Genomic DNA, 24,319 nt, shown 5'->3' with positions numbered 1-24,319 from the left:
TTTCTTCGTGGCACGACCTTCGCAACACGGTTTAAGACAACTGTTCGCGGATGCCTCACGATGCAGAAACTGCTCGCCTCCCTCCTGATCGCCTCTGCCGCCGCAGCGGGATTCGCGCTGCCGGCCCAGGCGCAGTCGCGGATCAAGGACATCGCCGCCGTCGAGGGGGTGCGCTCCAACCAGCTGGTCGGCTACGGCCTCGTCGTTGGTCTGGCCGGCACGGGCGACAGCTTGCGCAACTGCCCCTTCACCCGTCAGTCGCTGGAGGGGATGACCGAGCGCCTCGGCGTCAACATTCGCGGGGCCAACTCCAACTCCAAAAACCTGGCGGCCATCATGGTCACCGCTGAACTGCCGCCTTTCGCCACCCCCGGCGCTCGGATCGACGTCAGCGTCTCGTCCATGTGCGATGCCAAGAGCCTGCTGGGCGGCACGCTTCTGGTGACCAGTCTGCAAGGCGCGGACGGCGAGGTCTATGCCGTCGCCCAGGGCTCCATCCAGACCGGAGCCGTGTCCGGCTCGGGCGCGTCCGGCTCGTCCGTCTCGCGCGGTGTGCCCACCGCAGGCCGCATCGCCTCTGGCGCGACCGTCGAACGCGAGACCGGCTTCCAGATGGCCAATATGAACGAGGTGCGGCTGACGCTGCGCAACCCCGACTTCACCACGGCCCAGCGCGTCGCCGCGGCCATCAACGCCAGCTATCCCGGCACCGCCCTGGCCGAGAACGGTACGGTCGTGGCCCTGCGTGCGCCCGGCCAGATGGGCATGGCCGGCTTCATCAGTCAGGTCGAGAACCTGCCCATCACGGTCGACAGCCCGGCCAAGGTGATCATCGATGAGGTCAATGGCGTCATCGTCATGGGCGACGCCGTGCGTGTCTCCACCGTCGCCATCGCCCAGGGCAATCTGACCATCTCGGTCCAGGAGAACCCGCAGGTCAGCCAGCCCGAGGCCTTCAGCCGCGGTCAGACCGTCGTGACGCCGCAGTCGGACGTCAGTGTCGAGGAGGACCTGGGCCGCGAAATGCGCATCGTGGGTGGCGGCACCTCACTCGCCACCCTGGTCAACGGCCTGAACGCCCTGGGCGTCAGCCCGCGCGACATGATCAGCATCCTTCAGGCCATCAAGGCCGCCGGCGCGCTGCAAGCCGACATTGAGGTGATGTGAACATGACCGACCTGACCGCTTCCCCTTCCCTTCTGAACGCAAGCGCGCCCCGTGTCGTACCTGAGCGCATGCGCCAGACCGCCGAGGATTTCGAGGCCTCCTTCCTGACCCAGATGCTGAAACCCATGTTCGACAGCCTGTCGACCGAAGCCCCTTTCGGCGGGGGGGAGGCCGAGGGCACCTGGCGCGGTTTTCTGGTCGAGGCCATGGCCAAACAGACGGTCAAGGCCGGCGGCATCGGCCTGACCGACACCATCGTCGCGGAAATGATCAAGATGCAGGAGCAGGCCCAGTGACCGCCGCCGAGACCGCGACCCTGAACGCCACCGCCCGTGTGCGCCAGATGATCGACCTGACCGAACGGCTGACCGCGCGCCTGGCCGAGGAAGCCGCCGCCTTCGAGACCCGCCGCCCGCAGGATGTCGCGGCCACCGTGGGTCAGACCCAGGACCTGGCCAACGCCTATCGTCGTGAATCGGCGCGCATCAAGGCGGCGCCTTCTGAACTGGCTCCCGCGCCCGCCGAAGAGCGCAAGCGATTGATCGCAGCGACACAGGCCTTCGAAGCTGTCCTGTCGCGTCATGCCCTGGCGGTCGAGGCCGCTCGCATCGTGTCGGAGGGGCTGGTCAAGACCATCGCCGCCGAGGTCGCCAGCCAGCGCGGATCGCCCTCCGCCTATGGGGCCTCCGGGCGTGCCAGTGCCGCCGACGGACGGGCCGTCGCCTACAATGCACAAGCTTAGCCACAAGCCTTTGGAAGCAATCGGTTAAGCCTGTTCATGGAGCATTGTTTTCAGCCTTGTCCGGTATCTGACCGGGCATGAGTTTCCAATCCCGCCTTCTGGGCCTCGCCTTTGCCGCCGCCGATGTGCTGGTCGAGGTCGATGGCGACACCAAGGTCACGCTCGCCCTCGGGGCCGGCGTGACTGCCGGTGCAGACCCCGGACGGCTCTGGAGCAGCAAGCGCTTCACCGACATTCTGAGCGCTACCAGCCGACAACCGGTCGCCAAGGCCCTGCACACCCTGCAATCCGGGGGTCGCACATCCGAGCTCCAGATCGTCGTTAGCGGAAACGACGGCATGGTCCGCCGTGCCCGCTTCCGGGCCTTCAGCCTTCCGGAACTGGCGCCCGCCGTCTCCTGCTCGCTGACCTGGGACGGTGAAGCATTCAGTGAGGCAGTGGCCCCGCCGAAGGAGATGCTGACGTCCGAGGGTCTGGTGGACCATACGCGACAGATCATGGCCGAGGATCCGGCCGCCGACATGTCCTTCTCCTTCGTCGAGGTGTCGGGTCTTGATCGCAACAATGCCGAGCACAGCCGCGCGACGGCCCACATCCAGTCCGTGCTGCAGGCGTCGTCGGTCGATGGCGGCAGCGCCGCCCAACTTTCTGAAAAACGCTTCGCCGTCATCCGCCTGACCGGCGACAAGACCGATCTGGCCGCTGAAATCCGCCAGGCGGCCCTCGACGAGGGCGTCGAGCTGATGGTGCGCAGCACCGAGGCGACACTGGCCGGCGGCACCTCCCCCGGCATGGCCCTACGCGCCTTGCGTATGGCGCTAGAGGATTGCCTCAAGGACGATGGGATCGACGCCGCCGGCTCCGGGTTCAGCGAACGCCTCAAGAGCACCATGCGCGAGGCCGATGCCTTCAACACTGTGGTCGAAACCCGCGACTTCTCGCTGCACTATCAGCCGATCATCGATCTGAAGTCCGGGGCCGTCCATCACTTCGAGGCCCTGTCGCGGTTCCGCTCGGGCGGTCCGGCCGCCACCATCAAGATGGCCGAGGAGATGGCCCTCATTCAGGCGTTCGACCTCGCCGTCGCCGAAAAAGCCCTGGCCCAGATGCAGCGCTCGGGTTTCGGCCTGATCAAGGTGGCCGTCAATGTGTCGGGCGCGTCGCTGGCCAGCGATTCCTACATCCAGGGCCTGCTGGGTCTGACGGCCAGCAAGCCCGATCTGCGCAAGCGGCTGATGGTCGAAGTCACCGAGACCGCCGCCCTGGCCGACCTGGAGGCCGCCGACCGCAGGCTCAAGGCTCTGAAGAAGGCCGGCATCCACATCTGCCTGGACGATTTCGGTGTCGGGTCGGCCACCTATGACTATCTCAGCCGCCTTCCGCTCGACACGGTGAAGATCGACGGCAGCTTCGTCGAGAATGTCTGCGTGACAGAGCGCGCCGAGAAACTGATCGGCCACCTCGTCAGCCTGTGCACCGACCTGAAGATCGCGACCGTGGCCGAGATGATCGAGACCGAGGCCCAGGCCACCAAGCTGCGGACCATGGGCGTCACCTACGGTCAGGGCTGGCTGTTCGGCAAGGCGACCGCCGAGCCGGTCCTGCGCCTGTCCTCGGGCAACGGCCCCGTCGCCGCCCGCCGTCAGGGCGAGGTCGTCGGCTGGGGCTGACCCAGGTCCAGCGTTCGGGTAATGCCGATCGCCTCCAGAAAATCCGGATCGTGGCTGACGACCACCAGCGCTCCGTCATAGCCGCCGAGCGCCGCCTCGACGGCCCTGATCGAGTCGAGGTCCAGATGATTGGTCGGCTCGTCAAGAATCAGAAGCTGCGGCGGCTGAAGGCCGATGACGCAGGCCAGCGCCGCCCTTAATCGCTCGCCGCCCGACAGCACATCGACCCGCTTCTGCGCCGCGACATTCCGGAACAGAAACCGGGCCAGAGCAGCCTGGGCCTCATTCTGCGACGCGCCGGGGTTCAGCCGCATCCAGCCCTCCAGCACCGTCTCGCCGGGCCTCAGTAGGGCCATGTCCTGATCCAGCCAGGCCGTGCGCACCGATCGCGTTACCGTGCCGCGTGTCGGCAAAATCTGACCCGCCAGCATCTTCAGCAAGGTGGTCTTGCCCGCGCCGTTCGGCCCGGTAATCGCCAGGCGCTCCGGTCCGGTGATCCGCAGGCTCAGCCCCAGCACTGGCGCGCCGTCGGGCGTGTGCCACGCCACGTCCTCCAGCATCGCCACCGTCCGGTCGCCGGCCAGACCGGACGATGGCAGCGAGATCGCCAGTTCGCGGACTCGCTCGACCGCCTGCTCCGCTTCGGCGCGAGCGGCATTCGCTTCCGACACCTGACGTTCGACCAGCAGGTTCAGACGCCCCCCGCTCCGCTCGGCCCGCTCGGCACGCGCATCCAGCAGGATCTTGGGATCAGAGCTTGCAGCGCGCCCCGCCTTGCCCGTCCGGTCGCGGCGCGCCTTGCGCTCCAGCGCCTGGCGACCCTCGCGCGCGGCGCGATCCGCGTCCCGTGTAGCCGTCTCCAGCGCCTGCACCGCTGCCGCTCGCTCCGCAGTCTTGCGCTCGGCATAGAGGTCGTAGTTCCCGCCATACACACGCTGCCCCAGCGACGAGAGTTCAACGATCCGGTCCATCCGGCGCAGTAGATCGCGGTCGTGACTGACCACCAGGACGCCCCCGGGCCACCTCTCCAGCACCTCCCCGATCAGACGCCGGCCCTCCGCATCGAGGTGATTGGTCGGCTCGTCCAGCACCAGCAGGTCCGGCGCATCCAGCAACAGGGCCGCCAAACGCAACCGCGTCTGTTCGCCGCCACTCAGGGTTTCGCAGCGGCGTTCCATGTCCAGTCCTGTCAATCCGACCTGCGCGAGCGCTTCATCAATCCAAGCCTCAAGACCCCAATCGGCTTTGTCGAGGTCGTCGGCCATGCCACAGCCCTCCAGAACCCGGACCAGCACGGCCAGAGGCTCGACGACTCCCAGGGTTTCGGCCACCGTTTCGCTTGCGGGTCCCGCCGCCTGCGGCAACCACCCTACCCGACCGGCGCGCGCGACCTGTCCCTCGACCGGGTCATCCAGACCCACGACAAGGCGCAGCAGCGTGGTCTTTCCCACGCCGTTGCGGCCGATCAGTCCAGTGCGCTCCCGGCCGAGGACCAGGCTCAGATTGTCGGAAAGCGTATGCCCGTCAGGCGTTCGGGCGGCGACGCGATCCAGCGTCACGAACGCGGATGCGGACGGGCTTGGGTTTGGGCTGGAGCGAGACATAGGCGACCACGAGCGAGGCGACAGCGGAAAGGGCGAGACCGATTTCCAAAGCGCTGATCATGATCGTCGAAGCTCCTGTACAAACACTCAGGCCATGAGGATGGCGGTTCGCACCGCGTCGCGCAACCCCTGCGTCAACCGCCCGCAGGTGCCATCTGCTCCGCCACCGTCTTGATGATGAAGGCCGACACCGTCTCAGCCCGCGGCCTGGGTTGCGCCAGGATGGCGCTGTAGAAGGCCGTCGTCACATCGCACTGCTGACGCTCGGGCGCACTGCCCATTCCCGTGCCGAAGAACTGCTGGGCATCGGCCTCGTTCAGCCCGCCGTCCAGCATTGTCTGATAGACCGCCACGAAATCCGCCTGGCTGGGTTCGCTCCGCTGTTGAGGCGACGCCTTCCCCGCCTGCGCGGCCACCAAACGCGCCGAGGCCGCGCGGTCGATCAGCGCCTTCATCTGGCCATTCGGCTGGTACCCCACGGGCAGTCCGGCCATGGCGAACTGGGCACAGGTGCTGACATCCGTTCGCTGCAGATGCTCGATCACGGCCTTCTCGGCCTGCATGACCTCGATCACGGAGGCACCCGGCGCGGCCGCGACATGGGGAGCCTGTCGCAGGCCATAGGCGCGCATCTCGTTCTGCACGGCAGCCAGGACATCCGGCTCGGTCTCGCCCGCCGCTAGCCGTCCTGCCGCACGATCCCTGATCTGGCCATAGAAGGTGGGGTCGGTCTCCTTCAGCGTCTTCAGGACGACATCCTGCTCCGCGCTACGATCGACGTCAGCGGCATAGTCCTCGGCCGTTTTGCTGCAGGCAGCGACAGCCAACACCATCGCCAGCACAGCCGCTGAAGCAAACAGTTTCTGCTGACGCATTTGGAACTCCTGAACTGCTAGGTCAGCCTAGGCGCAAACGCGGACGCACATCAACGCTCTTGGCCGTCACCCCATGTTCTTATATTGTTCTTGCTGAAATCGGCAAATCGATCCCCATATAGCGCTGTCGCACGGGACCCAGGCCCGGCCTCCCGCGTTCTCTCGGACCTCATGACTGAAAAGCACAACTTCATCCGCGTGCGCGGCGCCCGCGAGCACAATCTCAAGGGCGTGGACGTCGATATCCCGCGCGAGAAGCTGGTCGTCATGACCGGCCTGTCCGGGTCGGGCAAATCCTCGCTGGCTTTCGACACCATCTATGCCGAGGGCCAGCGCCGCTATGTCGAAAGCCTGTCGGCCTATGCACGCCAGTTCCTGGAGCTGATGGGCAAGCCGGACGTCGATCTGATCGAGGGCCTGTCGCCGGCGATTTCGATTGAACAGAAAACCACGTCCAAGAACCCGCGCTCGACCGTCGGCACGGTGACCGAGATTCATGACTATATGCGCCTACTGTGGGCGCGCGTGGGTGTGCCCTATTCCCCCGCCACCGGTCTGCCGATCGAAAGCCAGACCGTTTCGATGATGGTCGACAAGCTGACCGCCCTGCCCGAGGGCGAGCGCATCCTGCTGCTGGCCCCCGTCGTTCGCGGCCGCAAGGGCGAGTACCGCAAGGAGATCGCCGAATGGCAGCGCTCCGGCTATCAGCGGCTCAAGATCGACGGCGAATTCTACGCCATCGAGGACGCGCCGACGCTGGACAAGAAGTTCAAGCACGACATCGACATCGTCGTGGACCGGATCGTCACCAAGGCCGGTCTCGAACCCCGCTATGCCGACAGCATCCAGACCGCCCTGAACCTGGCCGACGGTATCGCCGTCGCCGAATGGGCCAGCGCGCCTGAGGGCGAAGAGCCGCGCCGCCTGCTGTTCTCCGAGAAGTTCGCCTGCCCGGTCTCGGGCTTCACGATCAGCGAGATCGAGCCCCGGCTGTTCTCGTTCAACAATCCGTTCGGGGCCTGTCCCGCCTGTGATGGACTGGGGGTCAAGCTGGCGTTCGACGCCGATCTTGTCATCCCCGACCGCGACAGGAGCCTGCACAAGGGCGCGGTTTCGCCCTGGTCGCGCGGCCCCTCGCCCCTCTACACCCAGACCCTGCAATCCCTGGCCCAGCACTACGGCTTCTCGATGGACAAGCCCTGGCGCGATCTGCCGGAGAAGGCGCAGGCCGTCATCCTGCACGGCTCGGGCGGCGAGAAGATCAAATTCGTCTATGACGACAACGCGCGCAAGTATGAGACGGTAAAGGCCTTCGAGGGCGTCCTGCCCAATCTGGAGCGTCGCTGGCGCGAGACTGACAGCGCCTGGGTGCGCGAGGAGCTGGGCCGCTACCAATCCGAAACGCCCTGCGACGCCTGCGGCGGCAAGCGGCTGAAGCCCGAGGCCCTGGCGGTCAAGGTCGGCGGCTCCGACATCGCCGAGATCAGCTGGCTGTCAATCTCCAAGGCCTATCTGTGGTTCTCCACCCTGGAAGAGACCTTGACGGACAAGCAGCGCGAGATCGGTCGCCGCATCCTGAAGGAAATCACCGACCGATTGCGGTTCCTGAACAATGTCGGCCTGGACTACCTCAGCCTGTCGCGCTCGTCCGGCACCCTGTCCGGCGGCGAGAGCCAGCGCATACGCCTGGCGTCGCAGATCGGCTCGGGTCTGACCGGCGTCCTCTATGTGCTGGACGAACCCTCCATCGGCCTGCACCAGCGCGACAACACCCGCCTCCTGGACAGCCTGCGTGGCCTGCGCGACCTCGGCAACTCCGTCCTCGTCGTCGAACATGACGAGGAGGCGATCACGACCGCCGACTATGTCATCGACATGGGCCCGGCCGCCGGCGTCCATGGCGGTACCATCTGTGCGGAGGGCACGCCTCAGGAGGTCCTGGCCAACCCGAACTCCCTCACCGGCAAATACCTGTCTGGCGAGCGCGAGATCGAGATACCGGCCGACGGTCGCCGTCCGGTCAACCGCAAGAAGATGCTCAAGATCAGCGGCGCGACCGGCAACAATCTCAAGACAGTAACCGGCGAGATTCCCGTCGGCCTGTTCACCTGCGTTACAGGCGTGTCGGGCGGCGGCAAGTCGACCTTCACCATCGAGACCCTTTACAAGGCCGCCGCGCGCCGCCTGAACAATGCATCGGACGCACCCGCCCCTTTCGACCGCATCGAGGGGCTGGAGCATTTCGACAAGGTCATCGACATCGACCAGTCGCCGATCGGCCGCACGCCCCGGTCGAACCCCGCCACCTATACCGGGGCCTTCGGCCCCATCCGTGACTGGTACGCAGGCCTGCCGGAATCGAAGGCGCGCGGCTATGGCCCCGGCCGTTTCAGCTTCAACGTCAAGGGCGGCCGCTGCGAAGCCTGTCAGGGCGACGGCGTCATCAAGATCGAGATGCACTTCCTGCCCGACGTCTACGTCACCTGCGACGTCTGCAAGGGCAAACGCTATAACCGCGAGACGCTGGAAATCGTCTTCAAGGGCAAGAGCATCTCCGACGTCCTGGACATGACGGTCGAGGAGGCGGCGCGCTTCTTCAACGCCGTGCCCTCGATCCGCGACAAGATGCTGACGCTGGAGCGGGTCGGTCTGGGCTATGTCCAGGTTGGCCAGTCGGCGACAACCCTGTCCGGCGGCGAGGCCCAGCGGGTCAAGCTGTCCAAGGAGCTGTCCAAACGCGCCACGGGCAAGACCCTCTACATCCTCGACGAACCCACGACCGGCCTGCATTTCGAGGATACGCGCAAGCTGCTGGAGGTCCTTCAGGAGCTGGTCGAGAACGGCAACACCATCGTCGTCATCGAGCACAATCTGGATGTCATCAAGGTCGCCGACTACCTGCTCGACTTCGGCCCCGAAGGCGGCGACGGCGGGGGCGAGATCGTGGCCGTTGGCACCCCTGAACAGGTCGCGGCCAATGCCAGGAGCTGGACCGGCAAATACCTCAAGGAGGTGCTGGACCGCCACCAAACCCGCCGCAAGGCACGGGTGGCGGCCCTCGGCGCTCCAGCTCCCAAGGCCGCAGCCAAAAAGCCGCGCACCAGGGCGAAGGCGGACGCCTAGTCGAAGGTCTCGGCTGTGGCGGGTTGACCCGCCACGCCACAATCCCGCGTCTTGCCGCGCACGATCAGAACCACCGACCCAACCAGCAGCAGGGCGGTGACCACTACGCTGCCCTCAGGGCCGAAGGCCGCCCCCGTGATCCACCACGGCACCTCGGTGCGCGTGGCCAGATCGACGATCAGCGGCTTGGCATCCACCACCTGACCGGACACCTCCAGCCCGAAGCCCAGCCCCAGCAGCCAGTTCCACGCCGCATGCCAGCCGCAGACGCCCCACAGCGAGCCTTCGCGTGCGGCGTACAGGCTGATGAAGACGCCGAACAGGGCGATGTTCAGCAGGCCCATGAACAGTTCCTTGGACGGCGGAATATTGGCCGCGTGCATCAGGCCGAACAGCACGGAGTTGATCCCGACCGCCAGCCACAGCCCGTGGCGGGACGCGATCAGCTGCATCAGCCAGCCGCGAAAGAAGATCTCCTCCGTCGAGCCCTGCACGATGAAGCCCAACAGCAACACGAAGATCGGCACCAGTGCCGCCCCGACGGCCGCGCTCTGAAACGCGCCGCCCGCTTCGACCGAATAGCCGCCCAAGGCCCAGATGATGCCGACCGCTGCCAGCAGAAAGCCCAGTCCAATCGCATAGCCGCGCCCGAACCGCTTCAGCCCGTCGGCATTGAACCCGATCGTCGCCAGCGGCCGCCGCTCGAAGAACCGGACCCACAAAAATACCAGCACGGCCCCGCAGCCAAAGGTCGCGAACAGCACATAGGCCAGCTGGTCCCACCGGTTCGTCTCCCCATCCAGACCGATGAAGCCCGTCATCAGTGCCGGCATGATCCCCAGCAGCTGCCCGCCGATGATGAACGCCAGCGCCAGCACGATCGCCGCCCAGGTCCACGTCCGCCGGTGACGCGGTTCGCGCGGTGCGTAAAGTTCAATGCCCTTCATGACGTCAGCCCCCTGCTCATCCCTGAAAAATCAGCCGAAGGTTTCGGCCAGTCCCGCTCCCGTCCGCCCAGCTATGTCGCGATACGCCGCCGAGAAGGGCGCATAGATCACGGCTACCTGCAGCGCAGAGATGATCGCATTGACGACCACATAGCTGAGGATCGCTGGCCAGGCCTGCTGCAGCATGCCGACTAGGTTCAGCCCTTCAACCGTCGCCAGCGTCTCCATTCCGCCCGACATAAGCTGGATCGGCATGAGAACCAGCGACCCCAGCATGCTGACGACAAAGCTCATCACACCCGCGATGATCGCCATCCCGACCAGCGGCCAGAAATGACGCTTGGTCAGACTGAACGAGTCGAACAGCACGATCCGCTTCTCGGCAAGCGTCATCGGCACCGCCAGGCTGAGCCGCACGAGCAGCCAGATAAAGGCCGCCCAGGCCACAAGGAAGAAGACCACGACGATCAGCCACAACACCGGCGTGTTCACGGCGGCGGCTCCCAGGGCAAACGTCATGCCCCAGATCAGGCCCATCAGCACGATGAAGATGATGCCCAGAGCCACCGAGACGGCCAGCACCCGCAGCTCGTCCGCCCCTAACCTCAGATAGCCCAGCGCCTTCTGCGTCGGATAAAGCACCGACCGCGCGATGGCGGCAGACATCACAGCGCTGGACAGCAGACTGACCGGCAACAGGATGCTGAACACCAGGCCGAAGGAGTTCATGATCGGCATGAAGTCGTCGAGCGTCGGCGTGCCCACCGATTCAAGTCGCTCGGCTGACGCCATCGCACTGGCCAGCGACGGCCCCATCATGGCGAAGGCCACCGCCATCACCACGACATAGAAAAGCGCCCAGAAGACCAGGCTCATCGGCGCGCGCCTGACGACCCGAAAGCCCTCGAATGCTGCGTCGGTCGCTGAAAACGTCATGGAACCTGCCCCCTCTTTGCCCCCAGCCTAGCGAACCGGACCCCGCACCGCTAGAAGCCGCAACATGACGGTTTCTCCACAATCCATCCATGTCATCGGCGGCGGTTTGGCCGGGTCCGAGGCCGCCTGGCAGATCGCGCAAGCTGGCGTGCCCGTGATCCTGCACGAGATGCGCGGCGTGCCGGGCGTCAAGACCGATGCCCACCACACCGATGGCCTCGCCGAGCTGGTCTGTTCCAACTCCTTCCGCTCCGACGACTGGGAGCATAACGCCGTCGGCCTGCTGCACGCCGAGATGCGGGCGCTGGATTCCCTCATCATGGCTTGTGGCGACATCAATCAGGTGCCCGCGGGCGGGGCCCTGGCCGTCGATCGCGACGCCTTCTCACAAGCCGTCACCACCAAACTTCAGGCCCATCCGCTGGTCACCATCGTGCGTGAGGAGATCGCCGGCCTGCCGCCCAAGGAGTGGGACAATGTCATCGTCGCCACCGGCCCCCTCACCTCGCCCGCCCTGGCCGACGCCATCCTCAAGGCGACGGGCGAGGAATCCCTCAGCTTCTTCGACGCCATCGCCCCCATCGTCCACGCCGACAGCATCGACTTCGACATCGCCTGGCGTCAGTCCCGCTATGACAAGGAAGGTCCGGGCGGAGACGCGGCGGCCTACGTCAACTGCCCGATGAACAAGGCCGAGTACGAGGCCTTCATCGACGCCCTGCTGAGCGGCCCCAAGGCCGACTTCAAGGACTGGGAACACGTCCCCTATTTCGACGGCTGCCTGCCCATCGAGGTCATGGCCGAACGCGGCCGCGAGACCCTGCGCCACGGTCCGATGAAGCCCGTCGGCCTGACCAACCCGCGCGACCGCCTGGTGAAATCCCACGCCATCGTCCAGCTGCGTCAGGACAATGCGCTGGGCACCCTGTTCAACATGGTCGGCTTCCAGACCAAGCTGAAGCACGGCGCACAGGCCGAAATCTTCCGCATGATTCCGGGCCTCCAGAACGCCCAGTTCGCGCGCCTGGGCGGCCTGCACCGCAACACCTATCTGAACAGCCCTCGCCTGCTGGACCGCCAGTTGCGTCTGAAAGCCATGCCCCGCCTGCGTTTTGCCGGCCAGGTCACGGGGGTGGAGGGCTATGTCGAAAGCGCCGCCATGGGCCTGCTGACCGGCCGCCTCGCTGCGGCTCAAGCCTTGGGTCGCGATCTCGCCCCTCCTCCCGCCGACACCGCCATGGGAGCCCTGGTCGAACACATCACCGGCGGCCATCTGGAAGGCTCGAAGTTCCAGCCGATGAACATCAACTACGGCCTGCTGCCCCCTCTGGAAGCCCCCAAGGTCGACGAGGCCGGCGTGAAAATCCCGCTCAAGGAACGCGGCCGCGCCAAGAAGCGGCTGATGAGCATCCGGGCCATGAACAGCCTCAAGGCCTGGCGGGACGCCGCCGCATGACCGCGCCGGACACCGAACTGGATCGCCTGACCGCCCGCCGCGTCATCATCCTTTACCGTCTCGAGATGATCGCACAGGGCGCTCAGCTGACCTACGAAGACGGCACACCCATCGACATGGCGTCCGAGAAGGCGCGACTGGAAGACGTCGTTGCCGATCTGGACCGCCGGATCGAGACCTTGACCCGGACCGTGAACTGATGGCCCGCGTGGGCTCTTCCGGACCCCGCCTGTTCGAACCCGCCAAGGCCCTGATCCGGCGCCAGGTCACCGATCTGTTCAACGATGCGTCGAAGGGCGAGCGCCCGGTCCTGCGGCGCGGCGATGCTCTGTTCGCGCCCGACTCGGTCGCCTGGCGGGTCAATGGCGACGTCGTCACCATGATGATCGGCGGCGTCTCGGGCCTGCTGCTGCAGATGCTGCATCCCGCGGTGCTGGCCGGCGTCTGGGACCATTCCAACTTCCGCGCCGACATGCACGGGCGGCTGAGGCGGACGGCCAAGTTTATTGCCGTGACCACCTATGATTCCGCCGACAACGGCGTCGCCGCGATCGACCGCGTGCGGCGCATTCACGCCCAGGTGCGCGGCGTCCTGCCGTCCGGTGCCCCCTATGACGCCACCGACCCCGCCCTGCTGGCCTGGGTGCATGTCACCGAGGCGACCAGCTTCCTGAACGCCTGGATACGCTATGCCGAGCCGGGCATGAGCCGAGCCGATCAGGACCAGTATTTCGCGGAGATGGCGACGGTTGCCGAACGGCTGGGGGCCGATCCCGTACCGCGCGACCGCACCTCGGCCGAGACCCTGATCCAGTCCAAGCGCCCGGCCCTGCTGACCGATGACCGCACGCGCGAGGTTGCCCGGCTGGTACTGAAGCAAACCGTGGGATCGCGTCGCACAGACGCCGCCTCGCGCATCATCATGCAGGCGGGTGTGGATCTGTTGCCGGCCTGGGCGCGGCATATGCACGGCCTGCCCGTGCCGCTGGACCTGCCGGTCATCCGCGGCGGAGCCGCCACCCTGGCCCGCACCTTGCGCTGGGCGTTCGACCAGTCGCCGAACCGCCGCATCTGGCCTGCCGACATCGCCAGCTACCCGGACGCCGCGCCGGACGACCGCACGCAATAGACGGCAACCGCCCTCGGCCGGGATCGTTACCTCCTCATCTGAAAACCATGAGGATTCTCGCACCATGAAACTTCCCAAGGGCGCACTGGTCGCCGTCGTCGATGGCGAGAAACTGGTTCTGTTCAAGAACACGGGTGACGCCGATCAGCCGAGCCTGACGGCGCATCTGACCCCGGAGGTCCCCGAGCGTCTGTCCGGTGCCCCAGGTCGTCAGTCCAGCGCCGCCAATCCCGACAATGACACCCAGGCCGAAGACGGCTTTGCCTTCGGTGTCGCGGAACTGCTGAATAAGAAGGCCCTGAACGGCCAGTTCGACCATTTGGTCGTCATCGCCGCGCCCAAGACGCTGGGGGCCCTGCGCAAGAACTGGCACAAGGAACTGGAGTCCCGCCTGACCGGCGAGATCGCCAAGGACCTGACCAACCAGACCACGGATCAGATCGCCGACGCCATCGCCAAGGCCTGATCGACCTGCAAGCGCCCGGACCGACCGTCCGGGCGTCTTGCCGTCTACAGACGCCCGCGCAGCATCGCCCAGGTAAGCCGCAGCTTCTTCAACGGTTCGGCCTCTGCCGGTCTGATCAAGGCGGCATGCGCCACGGCTGGAAACGCTGATGACGGCAGACCCTTCAAGGCCAAGTTCGCGTCGCCCAGAGCCGACCGGGCGTCGTCCAGCCTGCCCACTTGCGCCAGTCCCCACACCCGACCGGCCCCCACGACCTTGTCGTCATGCCCCTGTCCGGCCAGCACCCGCACCGCCACCTGCATCGGGCCGACGTAAAAGGCCTCCAGATCATGCGGCTTGCCATGCACCCGCCCGATATGCGCTTCGATCAGCGCGTCGAACGGCGCGCGCTCTAGCCTGTGCCGCCGCACGACATCGGTCAGCGCCTCCAGCACCGGATGGCCCTTGCGCGGCTCGCCCGCAAACACCCCGTCCATCTGATCGGCCCACCAGCGATACCGCATCTCGGCCAGCAGCGGCTGGGTCACCCGCGTCGGGATCGCCATCAGCTCGGCTTCAAAGGCATAGAGGACGATCAGGTCCGCACGAGCTTGCGCATCGGCCACGAACCGGCTGCACAGCCAGCGATCGGGATCGGCGGCGCGGACCTGGGCATCCAGGTCCGCCATCGGTCTGGCTTCCGCCTCGTCCACCTAAGGCCGGCTGGCCATGCCCAGCTTTACGGGCTTCGGCTCGTCCAGCGATCCGCGCTTGACGCCCCACAGTAGGATGATCGGCGCGCCCACATAGACGGACGAATAGGTGCCGATAATGATGCCGGCCATCAGGGCGATGGAGAAGCCGAACAGAGCCTCGCCACCAAGGAATGCCAAGGCCGCCAGCACCATAACCGCCGTCAGGCCGGTGATGACGGTCCGCGACAGGGTCTCGTTGATCGACAGGTCGATGACCTCGCGCAAGGGCATGGTCTTGTACTTGCGCAGGTTCTCGCGCAGGCGGTCGAACACCACGACGGTGTCGTTCATCGAATAGCCGATGACGGTCAGGATAGCGGCCACCATGTTCAGGCTGAACTCCAGCTTGAACAGCACGATCAGGCCGAACACCAGGATCACGTCGTGGACCAGACTGGCCACGGCCCCGAAACCGAACTGCGGCTCGAAGCGGAACCAGATATAGGCGAACATCAGGATGATGGCCGCGCCCAGGGCGAACAGCCCAGACTGGAACAGCTCGCCCGACACCTTGGAGCCGACGACGCTGATCCCGGAATAGGTCACCTCACCGACGGAGGCCGTGATGGCGTTCTCCACGCGCTGCACGACGGCGCTCTGGGGCTCGTCGTCCGGCACCTGGAAGCGCAGGATGGCGCTGGAGGGATCGTCGATCCCCTGCACCTGGACGTCGCCCAGGCCCAGTTCACCCACGGCACCGCGAACCCGCTCCAGATCCAGGACCTGACCGTTGGCGCGGGTCAGCTCCATGGACGCCCCACCCCGGAAGTCGATGCCCATGTTCAGGCCGGGATAGAAGCAGGCGACGATCGACGCCACGCACAGGATCACCGAAATGACACCGGCGGCCTTGGCGTATTTGACGAAGCGGAAGTTCGTCTTCGTCGGCAATAGTTTGATCAGGGGCCATCCACGCATCGCCATCACTCCGCGATCGGCAGTTTTTTGGGTTTGGCGGTCTTCAGCCACCAGGCCAGCGCCACCTGCGACACCAGCACGGCCGACAGCATGGAGGTGAACACCCCGATGGTCAGCGTCCATGCAAAGCCGCGAACGGGTCCGGCCCCGAAGATGAACATGATCAGCGCCGCGACCAGTGTGGTCAGGTTGGCGTCGATGATGGTGCCCATCGCCTTGTTGAAGCCGGCGTCCATGGAGGCGACCACGGACCGCCCGGCCCGCGCCTCGTCGCGCATCCGCTCATAGATCAGCACATTGGCGTCCACGGCCACGGCGAAGGTCAGAACCAGACCCGCGATCCCCGGTAGGGTCAGGGTCGCCCCGACCAGCGACATGGCCGCGATGATGAGCAGACCGTTCAGCAGCAGGCCGACGACCGAGATGCCCCCGAACAGCAGGCCATAGGCCGCCAGCATGAAGACCACGATGATGATGAAGCCGACCAGCGTAGAAATCCCGCCCTTGGCCACGGCATCGGCCCCCAGTTCGGCGGTCACCGTGCGGCGCTCCTCGACCTTCAGCGGCGCAGGCAGGGCCCCACCGTTCAGCAGGTTCACGAACTCCGACGCGGACTCGATCGTATAGCTGCCGGTGATCTGACCGGTGCCGCCGGTGATCGCGCTCTGGATCGTCGGGGCCGAAATGACCCGCCCGTCAAGAATGATGGCAAACGGCTTGCCGATGTTGGCGGCCGTCGCTTCTCCGAACCGCCGCGAGCCTTGGGCGTCAAAGCGGAAGTCGATGGCGATCTGGCGGTTCTCGTTCTGACCGACCGACGCCCGCGTCAGGTTTTCGCCCGACACCAGCACGCGGCGTTTCACCAGATAAGCGGCAGGACCACCGGGTTCGGCTCCCGGCAGCAGCTCTGAATCTGGTGGAATGGCACCTGCTGCGGCCTCGGCGATGGAGTTCTCGGTGTCCACCATCTGGAAGGTCAGCTGCGCGGTCTGGCCGACCAGACGCTCCAGCTCCGCCGGATCGCTCTCACCCGGTGCCTGAACCACGATCCGGTCCGCGCCCTGGCGGGTGATGGAGATTTCCTTGGTGCCGCTGCTGTCCAGACGGCGTCGCACGACCTCGATCGACTGCGAGACGGCGTCGGACGCCATCGAGCTCATGGCCGCGTCGGTATAGGCATAGACGATGCGGTCGTTGCCCTGACGCTGGACCGTCCGGTCCGCCACACCACTCGCATTGCCGCTGATCAGGGTCCGCATGGCCGCCAGCGCCGCGTCCATCTGGGCAGGATTAGAGATGGTCGCGACCAGGCCTTGATCGTTGCGGACGACGCCGGTGACGGCCACGTTCGCCTCTTCCAGCACCATCCGCGTGTCCTCGACCATGTTGGACAGGCGCTTTTCGCGCATGGCCGGCACATCGACTTCCAGCAGCAGATACGACCCGCCCTGCAGGTCCAGACCCAAGTTCAGCCCGCTGGACGGCACCCAGCCGGGCAGCGCCTCGCGCTGGGCGGGGGTCAGCATGTTGGGATAGGCGAAGGCCAGGCCGAACAGCAGCGAGAGGGCGAGAAGTATGACCTTCCAGCGCGACAGATGGATCATGCGGGCGTTTCCGGCCTGGTCAGGACGATATCAGGACTTGGCGATGGTCTTGGTGTCGTTGGCGGCGACGGCGGTGCGGTTCTCGACCTGGCTGATCATCGAGCGTACCACGGCCACGTTCACGCCCTGGGCGATCTCGACCATGACCTCTTCGTTCTCGACCCGGGTGATCTTGCCCTTCATGCCGTTCGACATGATCACCCTGTCGCCGCGCTTCAGACCGGCGATCAGCTCCCGGTGCGCCTTCATCTGCTTCTGCTGCGGACGGATCAGCATGAAGTAGAACAGGATGATGACGGGAACGAAGAAGATCAGGGTCCCGAAAGGCCCTTCCAGAATGGCTTGCACGGCGGTCTCCACGAACGGAGACACCGCGCGCGGCACCTCCTGAAAATGAGGCGCGGAACCTAGGGCGCGTCGTCACACTTTGCAACGCGCCGTGCAGGACTGCGGCGTCCCATGCGCTATCGCGGCAACACGGTCAGCGGATCGATGGCCACCGGCTCGTCGCCCCGCATGCGCCAGGTCTCGAAATGGATGGAGGGGCGCCCGTCGCCGGCGGTCGTGCCGACCGTCCCGATCTGCTGGCCCGCCCGCACCTGATCGCCCTGACGCACCGTGGCCGAGCCCAGATGCCCATAGGCCGTACGCCAGCCGCCGGGGTGCGCCACTAGGATGGTCAGCCCCTGCCCGGCCAGGTCGTCCCCGACATAAGCCACCTGCCCCGCCGCCGACGACACGACCTCGCGCCCGGCCGACGCCCCGATGTTGATCCCGTTGTTGCGCTCGCCCATGCCCACAGGCCCGAACCGCCGCAGGATGTCGCCCCTCACGGGCCAGTCCAGAGAGACGTCAGCGCTGGCCGAGGCCGACGGCAGGGCCACATTGCCCGACGGCGGCGGTGGCGGTGGCGGCACGGCCACGGCCCGGGCCGCCGTATAGACCCCGCCCGGCGACGGGCCGGTCGCATAGGGATCGCCGCCGATGTCCACCGCCGACTGCGGCAGGATCAGCGTCTGGCCGGGCCGGATCTCGGCCCGCGGCCCCAGACGGTTCAGGTCGATCAGGCTCTGCACCGGCGTCTGGAAGCGACGACCGATGCCCGAGATCGTGTCGCCCGGCTGGATCACATAGCCCGCACCCGCCACGGTCGTGCCGCTGCGGGGCGGTGGCGGCTCGGTGAAGCCCCCTTCAGCGGGCCCCGCCGCCGGCTGGCCCGGACGCGGCACATAGACAGGTGCGTCCAGCGCCCCGCCCTCGATCGTTCCGATGGGGGCCGTCGCATTGGGCGCGGGCTCGTTATAGGGATTGCTCGGCCCCCGCACGCCCTCGCCGCTCGGCGCTGGAGCCGTCGGATAGGTCGGATAGGTCGGGCTGGTGGCATAGGGCGTCCGCGACGGCGGCGGCGCGGCGTCGGCATAGATGGAATAGCGCGGCCCGGTGCTCGAACACGCCGCCAGCGCCAGCATTCCGCCCGCCACGATCAGGGTCCGCAGACCCGTCTTGAAACCATTCATTCGCCGTTTCCCGCTCGTTCTGTGCCGATCGCCGACCGGCTGCCCGCCAGATCACGGACCATAGCCAAAATCCGCACCAAAGTTGGGCGTCGAGGTTAACGGGACCTTACCGCGCTCAGGTAGCGAGCGGCCGCGTCGCGAGCGTTAGCGCCAAAAAAGACCTTAGCCTTCCTTGGCCGTCCCCTCGACCAGAGGCACGAACCGCACCTCGCTCAGCGTCTCGCGACGGAAAGACCCGTCCTCCTGCCCGACATAGCGATGCAGCATCTGGACCGATGTCCGCCCGACGGGGCACACCAGCACCCCGCCCGGCTTCAACTGCTTCAGTAGTTCCGTCGGTTCGCCCGGCGAGGCCGCCGTCACCATGATCCGGTCGAACGGTGCCTGCTGGGGCCAGCCCAGACCGCCGTCGCCATGCAGGGTGATCACATTGTCGATGCCCAGGTCCTTCAGCCGCCCCTCGGCCTCGACCAGCAGGCTCTTGTAGCGCTCGACCGAATACACATAGCGCGCCAGCCGGCTCAGCACCGCGGCCTGATACCCACTGCCCGTACCGATCTCCAGCACCCGGTGACGCGGCTGCACGTCCAGCGCCTGGGTCATCAGGCCGACAATGAAGGGCTGGCTGATGGTCTGGGCACAGTCGATCGGCAGGGCCTGATCCTCCCATGCCTGATCCAGAAACCGCTCGTGCACGAACACGGCCCGGTCCACCGACTCCATCGCCGTCAGCACGCGCGGGTCCGTGACCCCCTGTTGCCTCAGCCCCAGGATCAGCCGCCCCGCGCGATCGTCGTTCAACTTCATCGCGCCACAGCCTTCGGCGGTGCCCCGCCCAGCACGCCCTTCAACTCATGCACGCTGGCCGGATGGGTCAGGTCGATATGCAGGGGCGTGACCGAAATCTTCCCCTCGTCCATGGCCCGCAGGTCCGTGCCTACGGGATGATCATGCTTCGTCCCGCGAAAGCTCATCCAGTAATAGTCGCGCCCGCGCAGGTCGGTGCGTTTCACCGCATGCATCTCGCCGATGTCGCGAAAGCCCTGGCGCGTCACCTCGACCTCGGTCACCGCCTCGGGCGGGCGCGCCGGGAAGTTCAGGTTCATCACCACGCCATTCGCCCACGGCCGCTCCAGCAGGCGCGAGATGATGGCGGGTGCAAACGCCTCCGCCGTCTCCCAATGCGCCGTCACCGCGTCGTGAAACCGCTCCAGGCTCTGGCTCAGCGCGATCGACCGGATGCCGAACGCCATCCCCTGCAAGGCCCCCGCCACCGTGCCGGAATAGGAGCAGTCCTCACCGACATTGTGCCCGCGATTGACCCCCGACAGCACCAGATCCGGCTTGTCCGGCATCAGGTCGTTGACCGCCAGCACGACACAGTCCGTCGGCGTCCCCGTCACCGCGAACCGCCTGTCCCCCAGCCGGTTGACCCGCAGCGGCTCGGTCAGGGTGATCCCCCGCCCCTTGCCGGACTGCTCTGTCTGCGGTGCGCACACCCACACGTCGTCGGACAGTTGTGCCGCGATCCGCTCCAGACACTCCAGACCCTCGGCCTCGATCCCGTCGTCGTTGGTCAGCAATATCCTCAAGCGCGCACCGCCGAACCCATCACCGCAGCACCTCGACCCGGTCAGCCTGGATCACCACGTCGCGGCGGCACAGATTGGCCACATCCGACCCCTGCAGGTCGATCAGGGCGCTGTCGCCCCGCTCGGACCAGGCCCGCGTACGACCAAAGAATTTGACCTTCTGGCCCGAGATGTCGCCCGACGCCCGCTGCAGATTGCGTGGCAGGGCCCCGCTGATGCAGGGCGTCGCCCCGCCGGCCAGCAAGCGCGGCTCGGTCTCGTACAGCTGGAACTCCTCGCCCCTGACCCGCACCCAGCCGGTGAATTCGGTCGCCGAGGCATCGACCCAGCTCGGCGCCGCCGCGACATTGTCAGGGCCGGTGGCACAGGCCCCGAGCGTCAAGACTGAAACGGACAGGACGGCGGCGGCGATCATCGTTTTCATGGCTTACGCTCCCACATGGGTGACGCCACCCATATAGGGCAGCAGGGCCGACGGCACGGCGATCCGCCCGTCCTCCTGCTGATAGTTCTCCATGATGGCGACAAGAGTACGACCGACCGCCAGGCCCGAACCGTTCAATGTGTGGACGAACTCGGTCTTCTTCTCGCCCGCCCGCTTGAACCGCGCGTCCATGCGCCGCGCCTGGAAGTCCCCGCAGTTGGAGCAGCTGCTGATCTCGCGATAGGTCCCCTGCGACGGCAGCCAGACCTCCAGATCGAAGGTCTTCCTCGCCGAAAAGCCCATGTCGCCCTTGCACAGCAGCATGCGCCGATACGGCAGCTCCAGTTTCTCCAGCACCACCTCGGCACAGCGCACCATCCGCTCGTGCTCGGCCTCGCTGTCTTCGGGCCTGGCGATGGAGACCATTTCGACCTTGTGGAACTGGTGCTGACGGATCAGCCCGCGCGTATCCCGCCCCGCCGACCCCGCCTCGGCCCGGAAACACGGCGTCAGGGCGGTGAGGCGCATTGGCTCGGCCAGCTCGTCCTCTGCCAGAATCTGCTCGCGCACGAGATTGGTCAGAGAGACTTCGGCGGTGGGGGTGAGGAAGCGGTCCGACAGTTCCTCATCCTTGGCGCGCGACCCGTCGGGAAGTTGCCATTCGGCCTCCGTGCCGGTGATCTTGAACAAGTCCTCTTCGAACTTGGGAAGCTGCCCCGTACCGTACATCGCAGGACGCCGAACCAGATACGGCGGATTGACCTCCAGATAGCCGTGCTCGACCGTCTGCACGTCCAGCATGAACTGGCCGATGGCGCGTTCCAGCCGCGCCAACCCGCCCTTGATCACCGCGAACCGCGCGCCCGACATCCGCGCCGCCGCCTCGAAGTCCAGCAGGCCCATCGCCTCGCCCAGATCGGCGTGATCCTTGGCCGGCCCACCCTCGCGCGGCGTGCCCCAGCGCGAAATCTCGACATTGCCCGCCTCGTCCTCGCCGTCCGGCACATCGTCCGCCGCCAGCATCTTCTGCGCCGCCAGCAGGTCGCGCAGCTCTTTCGACAGCCGGGTTTCCGCCTCCCCCGTGGCGACGATCTCGCCCTTCAGGCTCTCGACCTCGGCCTTCAGCCGCTCGGCCTCGGCCATGTCCTTCTTGGCCATCGCCGCGCCGATCAGTTTGGACGCCGCATTGCGCTTCGCCAGCGCCTCCTGCCCCGCCGTCTGTGCCGCCCGCAGCTCCCGATCCAGCCGCAACAGCTCCTCGACCAGCGCCTCCGCACCCTCCACCCCACGCGACGACCAGCCGCTCACCCAGGCTTGCGGGTTCTCTCGAATGGCCTTGATGTCGTGCATGGTCGTTCAGTCAGTCAGGGGAAGGAGCCGATGCCTCTAGCCCCGGAGAAGGTTACGGGCAAATCAGACGGTGCATGCTCGACGAGAAACTGCTCGCTCCGATTGGGAAGGCGCTGCGTCCCCACCAGCAAATCAAATCGAAACACGTTGACTGCGTCGATCAGGGCTTCTCGCGGATCGTGCGTCCAATCGGGGCCAAGGCCAGCTTGGCCAGTTCCAGGTCCTTTAGCGCAAACGGAATGCCGATGATGGTAATGGCCTCGGCCACTGCGATCAGCACATGGGCCAGGGCGATGTACCAGCCCGCGAAGACGAACCAGATGACGTTCAGGCCGATGCCGAAACAGCCCGCCCCCAGCGCCGTGGCATCCGGCTCACGCCACACCACCTCGCGCCCGAACGGCCAGAAGGAATAGCTGGCGATCCGCCACGCGGCGAAGGTCCACGGCAGCCCGACGATGGTAAGCGCCAGAACCGCGCCGCCAAACAGCCACAACAGGCCTGCGGCCCAGCCTCCGAGAATGAACCACAGCACATTCAGGATCAGACGGATCAATTCAGGTAGTCTCCCTGCACCCGGGATGGTGCCGTCCTTTAAATAAGCAAAGGCCCCGCCGGTAACAGCGGGGCCTTCGTAAATTCGCGGTAAGCCTGCGGCCTAGTGCGGTTTCTCGGTCCAGCGGGACTTGGCCTCGTCCTTGGTTAGGTTCAGATGCACGTGCTCGTCCACGCGCTCGACCCAGCTGACCGGGATCATGTGGTGTTTGAAGCCGGCGCCCAGGTCCAGCTTGGCCAGTTCGATCTGGTCGCCCAGCACGTGGTCGACGCGGCCGACGTGTTCGCCGTCCGAGCCGACGACTTCGAGGTGTTCCTTGATCAGGGTGGGGTCTACCATGGGGAGGTCTCCTGTTGGGGGTGCATCGAAAATGCACGCCGCACGGGACGGTTTCGTATGGCAGAGGTCGGCATGGGCGAGATCATCAACCTGAACCGCGCGCGCAAGATGCGGGCCAACACGGCGAAGGCCGAGACCGCCTCGCTGAACCGTGCCGCCTTCGGCCAGACCAAGGCCGAGCGGCAAAAAGCCAAGGCTGCGCGTGATCGCATCCAGACAGTCCTGGATGGTGCCAAGCGCGACAAGGACTAGGCGGCGGAAACCTTGGGCGCGCGGATCAGCAGGACCTGCCCGGCCAGAACCAGAACCAGCCCTACGAACGCAGGCCATCCGAAGCGGGCATCCTCGAACAGCACCGACACCAGCATGGCGATGGGCGGCGTCAGCGCCGAGATGTAACTTGCCAGGGCATAGCCGCGTGCCCGTGCGATGGTGAAATAAAGGCCGAACGCGATCACCGAGCCAAACACCGAAAGATACAGCAGCGAGCCGATGTAGCTGAGCGACGGCTCTATCGACCATTCGACGCCGGTGACCAGGCCGTACAGCGCCAGCACGCCGGTTCCGTAGGCCATAGCCCAGGCCGTGGACGGAATGACGGCGGCTCCCGCCGCCTGTCCCCTGAACGCGAACAGATTGCCGAACGCCGAGGCGGCCACGGCCAGCAGGGCGAAGCCGACGCCCGTCGCCGCTCCCTGCCTCAAGCCAGCCCCCAGGATTTCCGAGCCGGACAGAACGCCGACACCCACCACGCCCAGCAGGGCTCCGCCCCAGGACGCCAGCGCCGCACGCTGACCGGCTGCCAGGCGGAAAAGAACCAGATTGATGAAGGCCAGGGACGCAAAGATCACTGCCACGATGGCCGAGGCAATCAGCCCCTCGGCCGCATAGGTGAAGCTGTAGCTGATGGAGAAGGCAAACACGCCCTGGGCGGCGACCGCCAGATGCTGCGACCGCGTCAGTCTCAGTGGCTGGCGAAAGATCAGACAGCCGAGGAACAGCAAGATCGCCGCCAGGCCGAACCGCCAGACGATGGAGGCCAGGGGCGCCACCGTGCCCAGTTGCAAGGTAATGGCGAACCAGGTGGTGCCCCAGATCAGGGCGCAGATGCCGACACCGCCGACCGCCAGTACGGCGGGCGACAGCAGGCGACGGGTCATGGTGTCGGGA

General features: G+C 66.3%; 26 protein-coding genes. 10 read left to right on the top strand and 16 right to left on the bottom strand.

Annotated elements, in window-relative coordinates; genetic code table 11:
- Positions 1–60: 60 nt before the first annotated feature.
- The 4 genes from ACE3TH_RS08155 to ACE3TH_RS08140 all read left to right on the top strand — a co-directional run bounded on the left by ACE3TH_RS08155 (position 61) and on the right by ACE3TH_RS08140 (position 3,579).
- A complete protein-coding gene (locus ACE3TH_RS08155) occupies positions 61–1,167 on the top strand; it encodes a flagellar basal body P-ring protein FlgI (protein ID WP_374599073.1) in 1,107 nt (368 codons plus the stop codon).
- 2 nt (positions 1,168–1,169) lie between these two features.
- A complete protein-coding gene (locus ACE3TH_RS08150) occupies positions 1,170–1,463 on the top strand; it encodes a rod-binding protein (protein ID WP_374599071.1) in 294 nt (97 codons plus the stop codon).
- Entirely contained in the window at positions 1,460–1,909 is a 450-nt protein-coding gene (locus ACE3TH_RS08145) for a flagellar basal-body protein FlbY (protein ID WP_374599069.1), read from the top strand. The genes ACE3TH_RS08150 and ACE3TH_RS08145 overlap by 4 nt, the downstream gene beginning before the upstream one ends.
- A 77-nt stretch (positions 1,910–1,986) precedes the next feature.
- Positions 1,987–3,579, top strand: coding sequence for an EAL domain-containing protein (locus ACE3TH_RS08140; RefSeq protein WP_374599067.1), 1,593 nt, complete (start codon positions 1,987–1,989; stop codon positions 3,577–3,579).
- Here the strand turns inward: ACE3TH_RS08140 and ACE3TH_RS08135 are convergent.
- Positions 3,552–5,183, bottom strand: a complete 1,632-nt coding sequence (locus ACE3TH_RS08135; protein ID WP_374599065.1) for an ABC-F family ATP-binding cassette domain-containing protein — start codon at positions 5,181–5,183, stop codon at positions 3,552–3,554. The genes ACE3TH_RS08140 and ACE3TH_RS08135 overlap by 28 nt on opposite strands.
- Before the next feature lie 134 nt (positions 5,184–5,317).
- A complete protein-coding gene (locus ACE3TH_RS08130) occupies positions 5,318–6,058 on the bottom strand; it encodes a hypothetical protein (RefSeq protein WP_374599063.1) in 741 nt (246 codons plus the stop codon).
- A gap of 171 nt (positions 6,059–6,229) precedes the next feature.
- Here ACE3TH_RS08130 and uvrA point away from each other — a divergent pair, with 171 nt between their 5' ends.
- Positions 6,230–9,181, top strand: a complete 2,952-nt coding sequence (gene uvrA / locus ACE3TH_RS08125) for an excinuclease ABC subunit UvrA (RefSeq protein ID WP_374599061.1) — start codon at positions 6,230–6,232, stop codon at positions 9,179–9,181.
- Here uvrA and ACE3TH_RS08120 read toward each other — a convergent pair.
- Both ACE3TH_RS08120 and ACE3TH_RS08115 read right to left on the bottom strand, forming a co-directional pair.
- Positions 9,178–10,128: a lysostaphin resistance A-like protein gene (locus ACE3TH_RS08120; protein WP_374599059.1), complete on the bottom strand. Its 951-nt coding sequence runs from the start codon at positions 10,126–10,128 to the stop codon at positions 9,178–9,180. The genes uvrA and ACE3TH_RS08120 overlap by 4 nt on opposite strands.
- 30 nt (positions 10,129–10,158) lie before the next feature.
- Positions 10,159–11,064, bottom strand: a complete 906-nt coding sequence (locus ACE3TH_RS08115) for a hypothetical protein (RefSeq protein ID WP_374599057.1) — start codon at positions 11,062–11,064, stop codon at positions 10,159–10,161.
- Positions 11,065–11,128: 64 nt separating this feature from the next.
- Between ACE3TH_RS08115 and trmFO the strand changes: the two genes are divergently transcribed.
- The 4 genes from trmFO to ACE3TH_RS08095 all read left to right on the top strand — a co-directional run bounded on the left by trmFO (position 11,129) and on the right by ACE3TH_RS08095 (position 14,115).
- Positions 11,129–12,520, top strand: coding sequence for a methylenetetrahydrofolate--tRNA-(uracil(54)-C(5))-methyltransferase (FADH(2)-oxidizing) TrmFO (gene trmFO, locus ACE3TH_RS08110; protein ID WP_374599056.1), 1,392 nt, complete (start codon positions 11,129–11,131; stop codon positions 12,518–12,520).
- Positions 12,517–12,720, top strand: coding sequence for a hypothetical protein (locus ACE3TH_RS08105; protein ID WP_374599054.1), 204 nt, complete (start codon positions 12,517–12,519; stop codon positions 12,718–12,720). The genes trmFO and ACE3TH_RS08105 overlap by 4 nt, the downstream gene beginning before the upstream one ends.
- Positions 12,720–13,649, top strand: coding sequence for an oxygenase MpaB family protein (locus ACE3TH_RS08100; protein WP_374599052.1), 930 nt, complete (start codon positions 12,720–12,722; stop codon positions 13,647–13,649). Before ACE3TH_RS08105 ends, ACE3TH_RS08100 begins: the two co-directional genes overlap by 1 nt.
- Positions 13,650–13,713: 64 nt before the next feature.
- Entirely contained in the window at positions 13,714–14,115 is a 402-nt protein-coding gene (locus ACE3TH_RS08095; protein WP_374599050.1) for a host attachment family protein, read from the top strand.
- A 44-nt stretch (positions 14,116–14,159) separates the two neighbouring features.
- Here ACE3TH_RS08095 and ACE3TH_RS08090 read toward each other — a convergent pair whose 3' ends face one another.
- From ACE3TH_RS08090 to ACE3TH_RS08040, 11 genes are all read right to left on the bottom strand, one after another.
- Positions 14,160–14,783: a squalene/phytoene synthase family protein gene (locus ACE3TH_RS08090; protein ID WP_374599048.1), complete on the bottom strand. Its 624-nt coding sequence runs from the start codon at positions 14,781–14,783 to the stop codon at positions 14,160–14,162.
- Between the two features lie 24 nt (positions 14,784–14,807).
- Entirely contained in the window at positions 14,808–15,773 is a 966-nt protein-coding gene (secF, locus tag ACE3TH_RS08085; protein WP_374599046.1) for a protein translocase subunit SecF, read from the bottom strand.
- Positions 15,773–17,371: a protein translocase subunit SecD gene (secD, locus tag ACE3TH_RS08080; protein ID WP_374599044.1), complete on the bottom strand. Its 1,599-nt coding sequence runs from the start codon at positions 17,369–17,371 to the stop codon at positions 15,773–15,775. The genes secF and secD overlap by 1 nt, the downstream gene beginning before the upstream one ends.
- A gap of 30 nt (positions 17,372–17,401) precedes the next feature.
- On the bottom strand, positions 17,402–17,719 hold the full coding sequence (gene yajC, locus ACE3TH_RS08075; protein WP_374599042.1) for a preprotein translocase subunit YajC: 318 nt from the start codon (positions 17,717–17,719) through the stop codon (positions 17,402–17,404).
- A gap of 116 nt (positions 17,720–17,835) precedes the next feature.
- Positions 17,836–18,888, bottom strand: coding sequence for a peptidoglycan DD-metalloendopeptidase family protein (locus ACE3TH_RS08070; RefSeq protein WP_374599040.1), 1,053 nt, complete (start codon positions 18,886–18,888; stop codon positions 17,836–17,838).
- 162 nt (positions 18,889–19,050) lie between these two features.
- Positions 19,051–19,695 carry a protein-L-isoaspartate(D-aspartate) O-methyltransferase gene (locus ACE3TH_RS08065; protein WP_292175192.1) on the bottom strand — a complete coding sequence of 215 codons (645 nt, stop codon included), beginning with the start codon at positions 19,693–19,695 and terminating at the stop codon, positions 19,051–19,053.
- Positions 19,692–20,480: a 5'/3'-nucleotidase SurE gene (gene surE / locus ACE3TH_RS08060; RefSeq protein WP_374599038.1), complete on the bottom strand. Its 789-nt coding sequence runs from the start codon at positions 20,478–20,480 to the stop codon at positions 19,692–19,694. The genes ACE3TH_RS08065 and surE overlap by 4 nt, the downstream gene beginning before the upstream one ends.
- A 19-nt stretch (positions 20,481–20,499) precedes the next feature.
- Positions 20,500–20,904, bottom strand: a complete 405-nt coding sequence (locus ACE3TH_RS08055; RefSeq protein WP_374599036.1) for a hypothetical protein — start codon at positions 20,902–20,904, stop codon at positions 20,500–20,502.
- Positions 20,905–20,907: 3 nt separating this feature from the next.
- Entirely contained in the window at positions 20,908–22,254 is a 1,347-nt protein-coding gene (gene serS, locus ACE3TH_RS08050) for a serine--tRNA ligase (protein WP_374599034.1), read from the bottom strand.
- Between the two features lie 160 nt (positions 22,255–22,414).
- A complete protein-coding gene (locus ACE3TH_RS08045) occupies positions 22,415–22,810 on the bottom strand; it encodes a YccF domain-containing protein (protein ID WP_374599032.1) in 396 nt (131 codons plus the stop codon).
- 102 nt (positions 22,811–22,912) lie between these two features.
- Positions 22,913–23,149, bottom strand: a complete 237-nt coding sequence (locus tag ACE3TH_RS08040) for a DUF2171 domain-containing protein (RefSeq protein WP_296168711.1) — start codon at positions 23,147–23,149, stop codon at positions 22,913–22,915.
- A gap of 72 nt (positions 23,150–23,221) precedes the next feature.
- On the opposite strand from ACE3TH_RS08040, the gene ACE3TH_RS08035 reads away from it, so the two are divergent.
- Complete coding sequence (locus tag ACE3TH_RS08035; protein ID WP_374599030.1) at positions 23,222–23,401, top strand: DUF4169 family protein; 180 nt, start codon at positions 23,222–23,224, stop codon at positions 23,399–23,401.
- On the opposite strand, the gene ACE3TH_RS08030 is transcribed toward ACE3TH_RS08035, so the two are convergent.
- Positions 23,398–24,309 (bottom strand): DMT family transporter, encoded by a 912-nt coding sequence (locus ACE3TH_RS08030; RefSeq protein WP_374599028.1) that lies wholly within the window; start codon positions 24,307–24,309, stop codon positions 23,398–23,400. The genes ACE3TH_RS08035 and ACE3TH_RS08030 overlap by 4 nt on opposite strands.
- Positions 24,310–24,319 lie beyond the last annotated feature (10 nt).

It is taken from the genome of Brevundimonas sp. (assembly GCF_041919755.1).
Classification (GTDB): domain Bacteria; phylum Pseudomonadota; class Alphaproteobacteria; order Caulobacterales; family Caulobacteraceae; genus Brevundimonas.
This window is presented reverse-complemented; position numbering and strand designations above follow the sequence as displayed.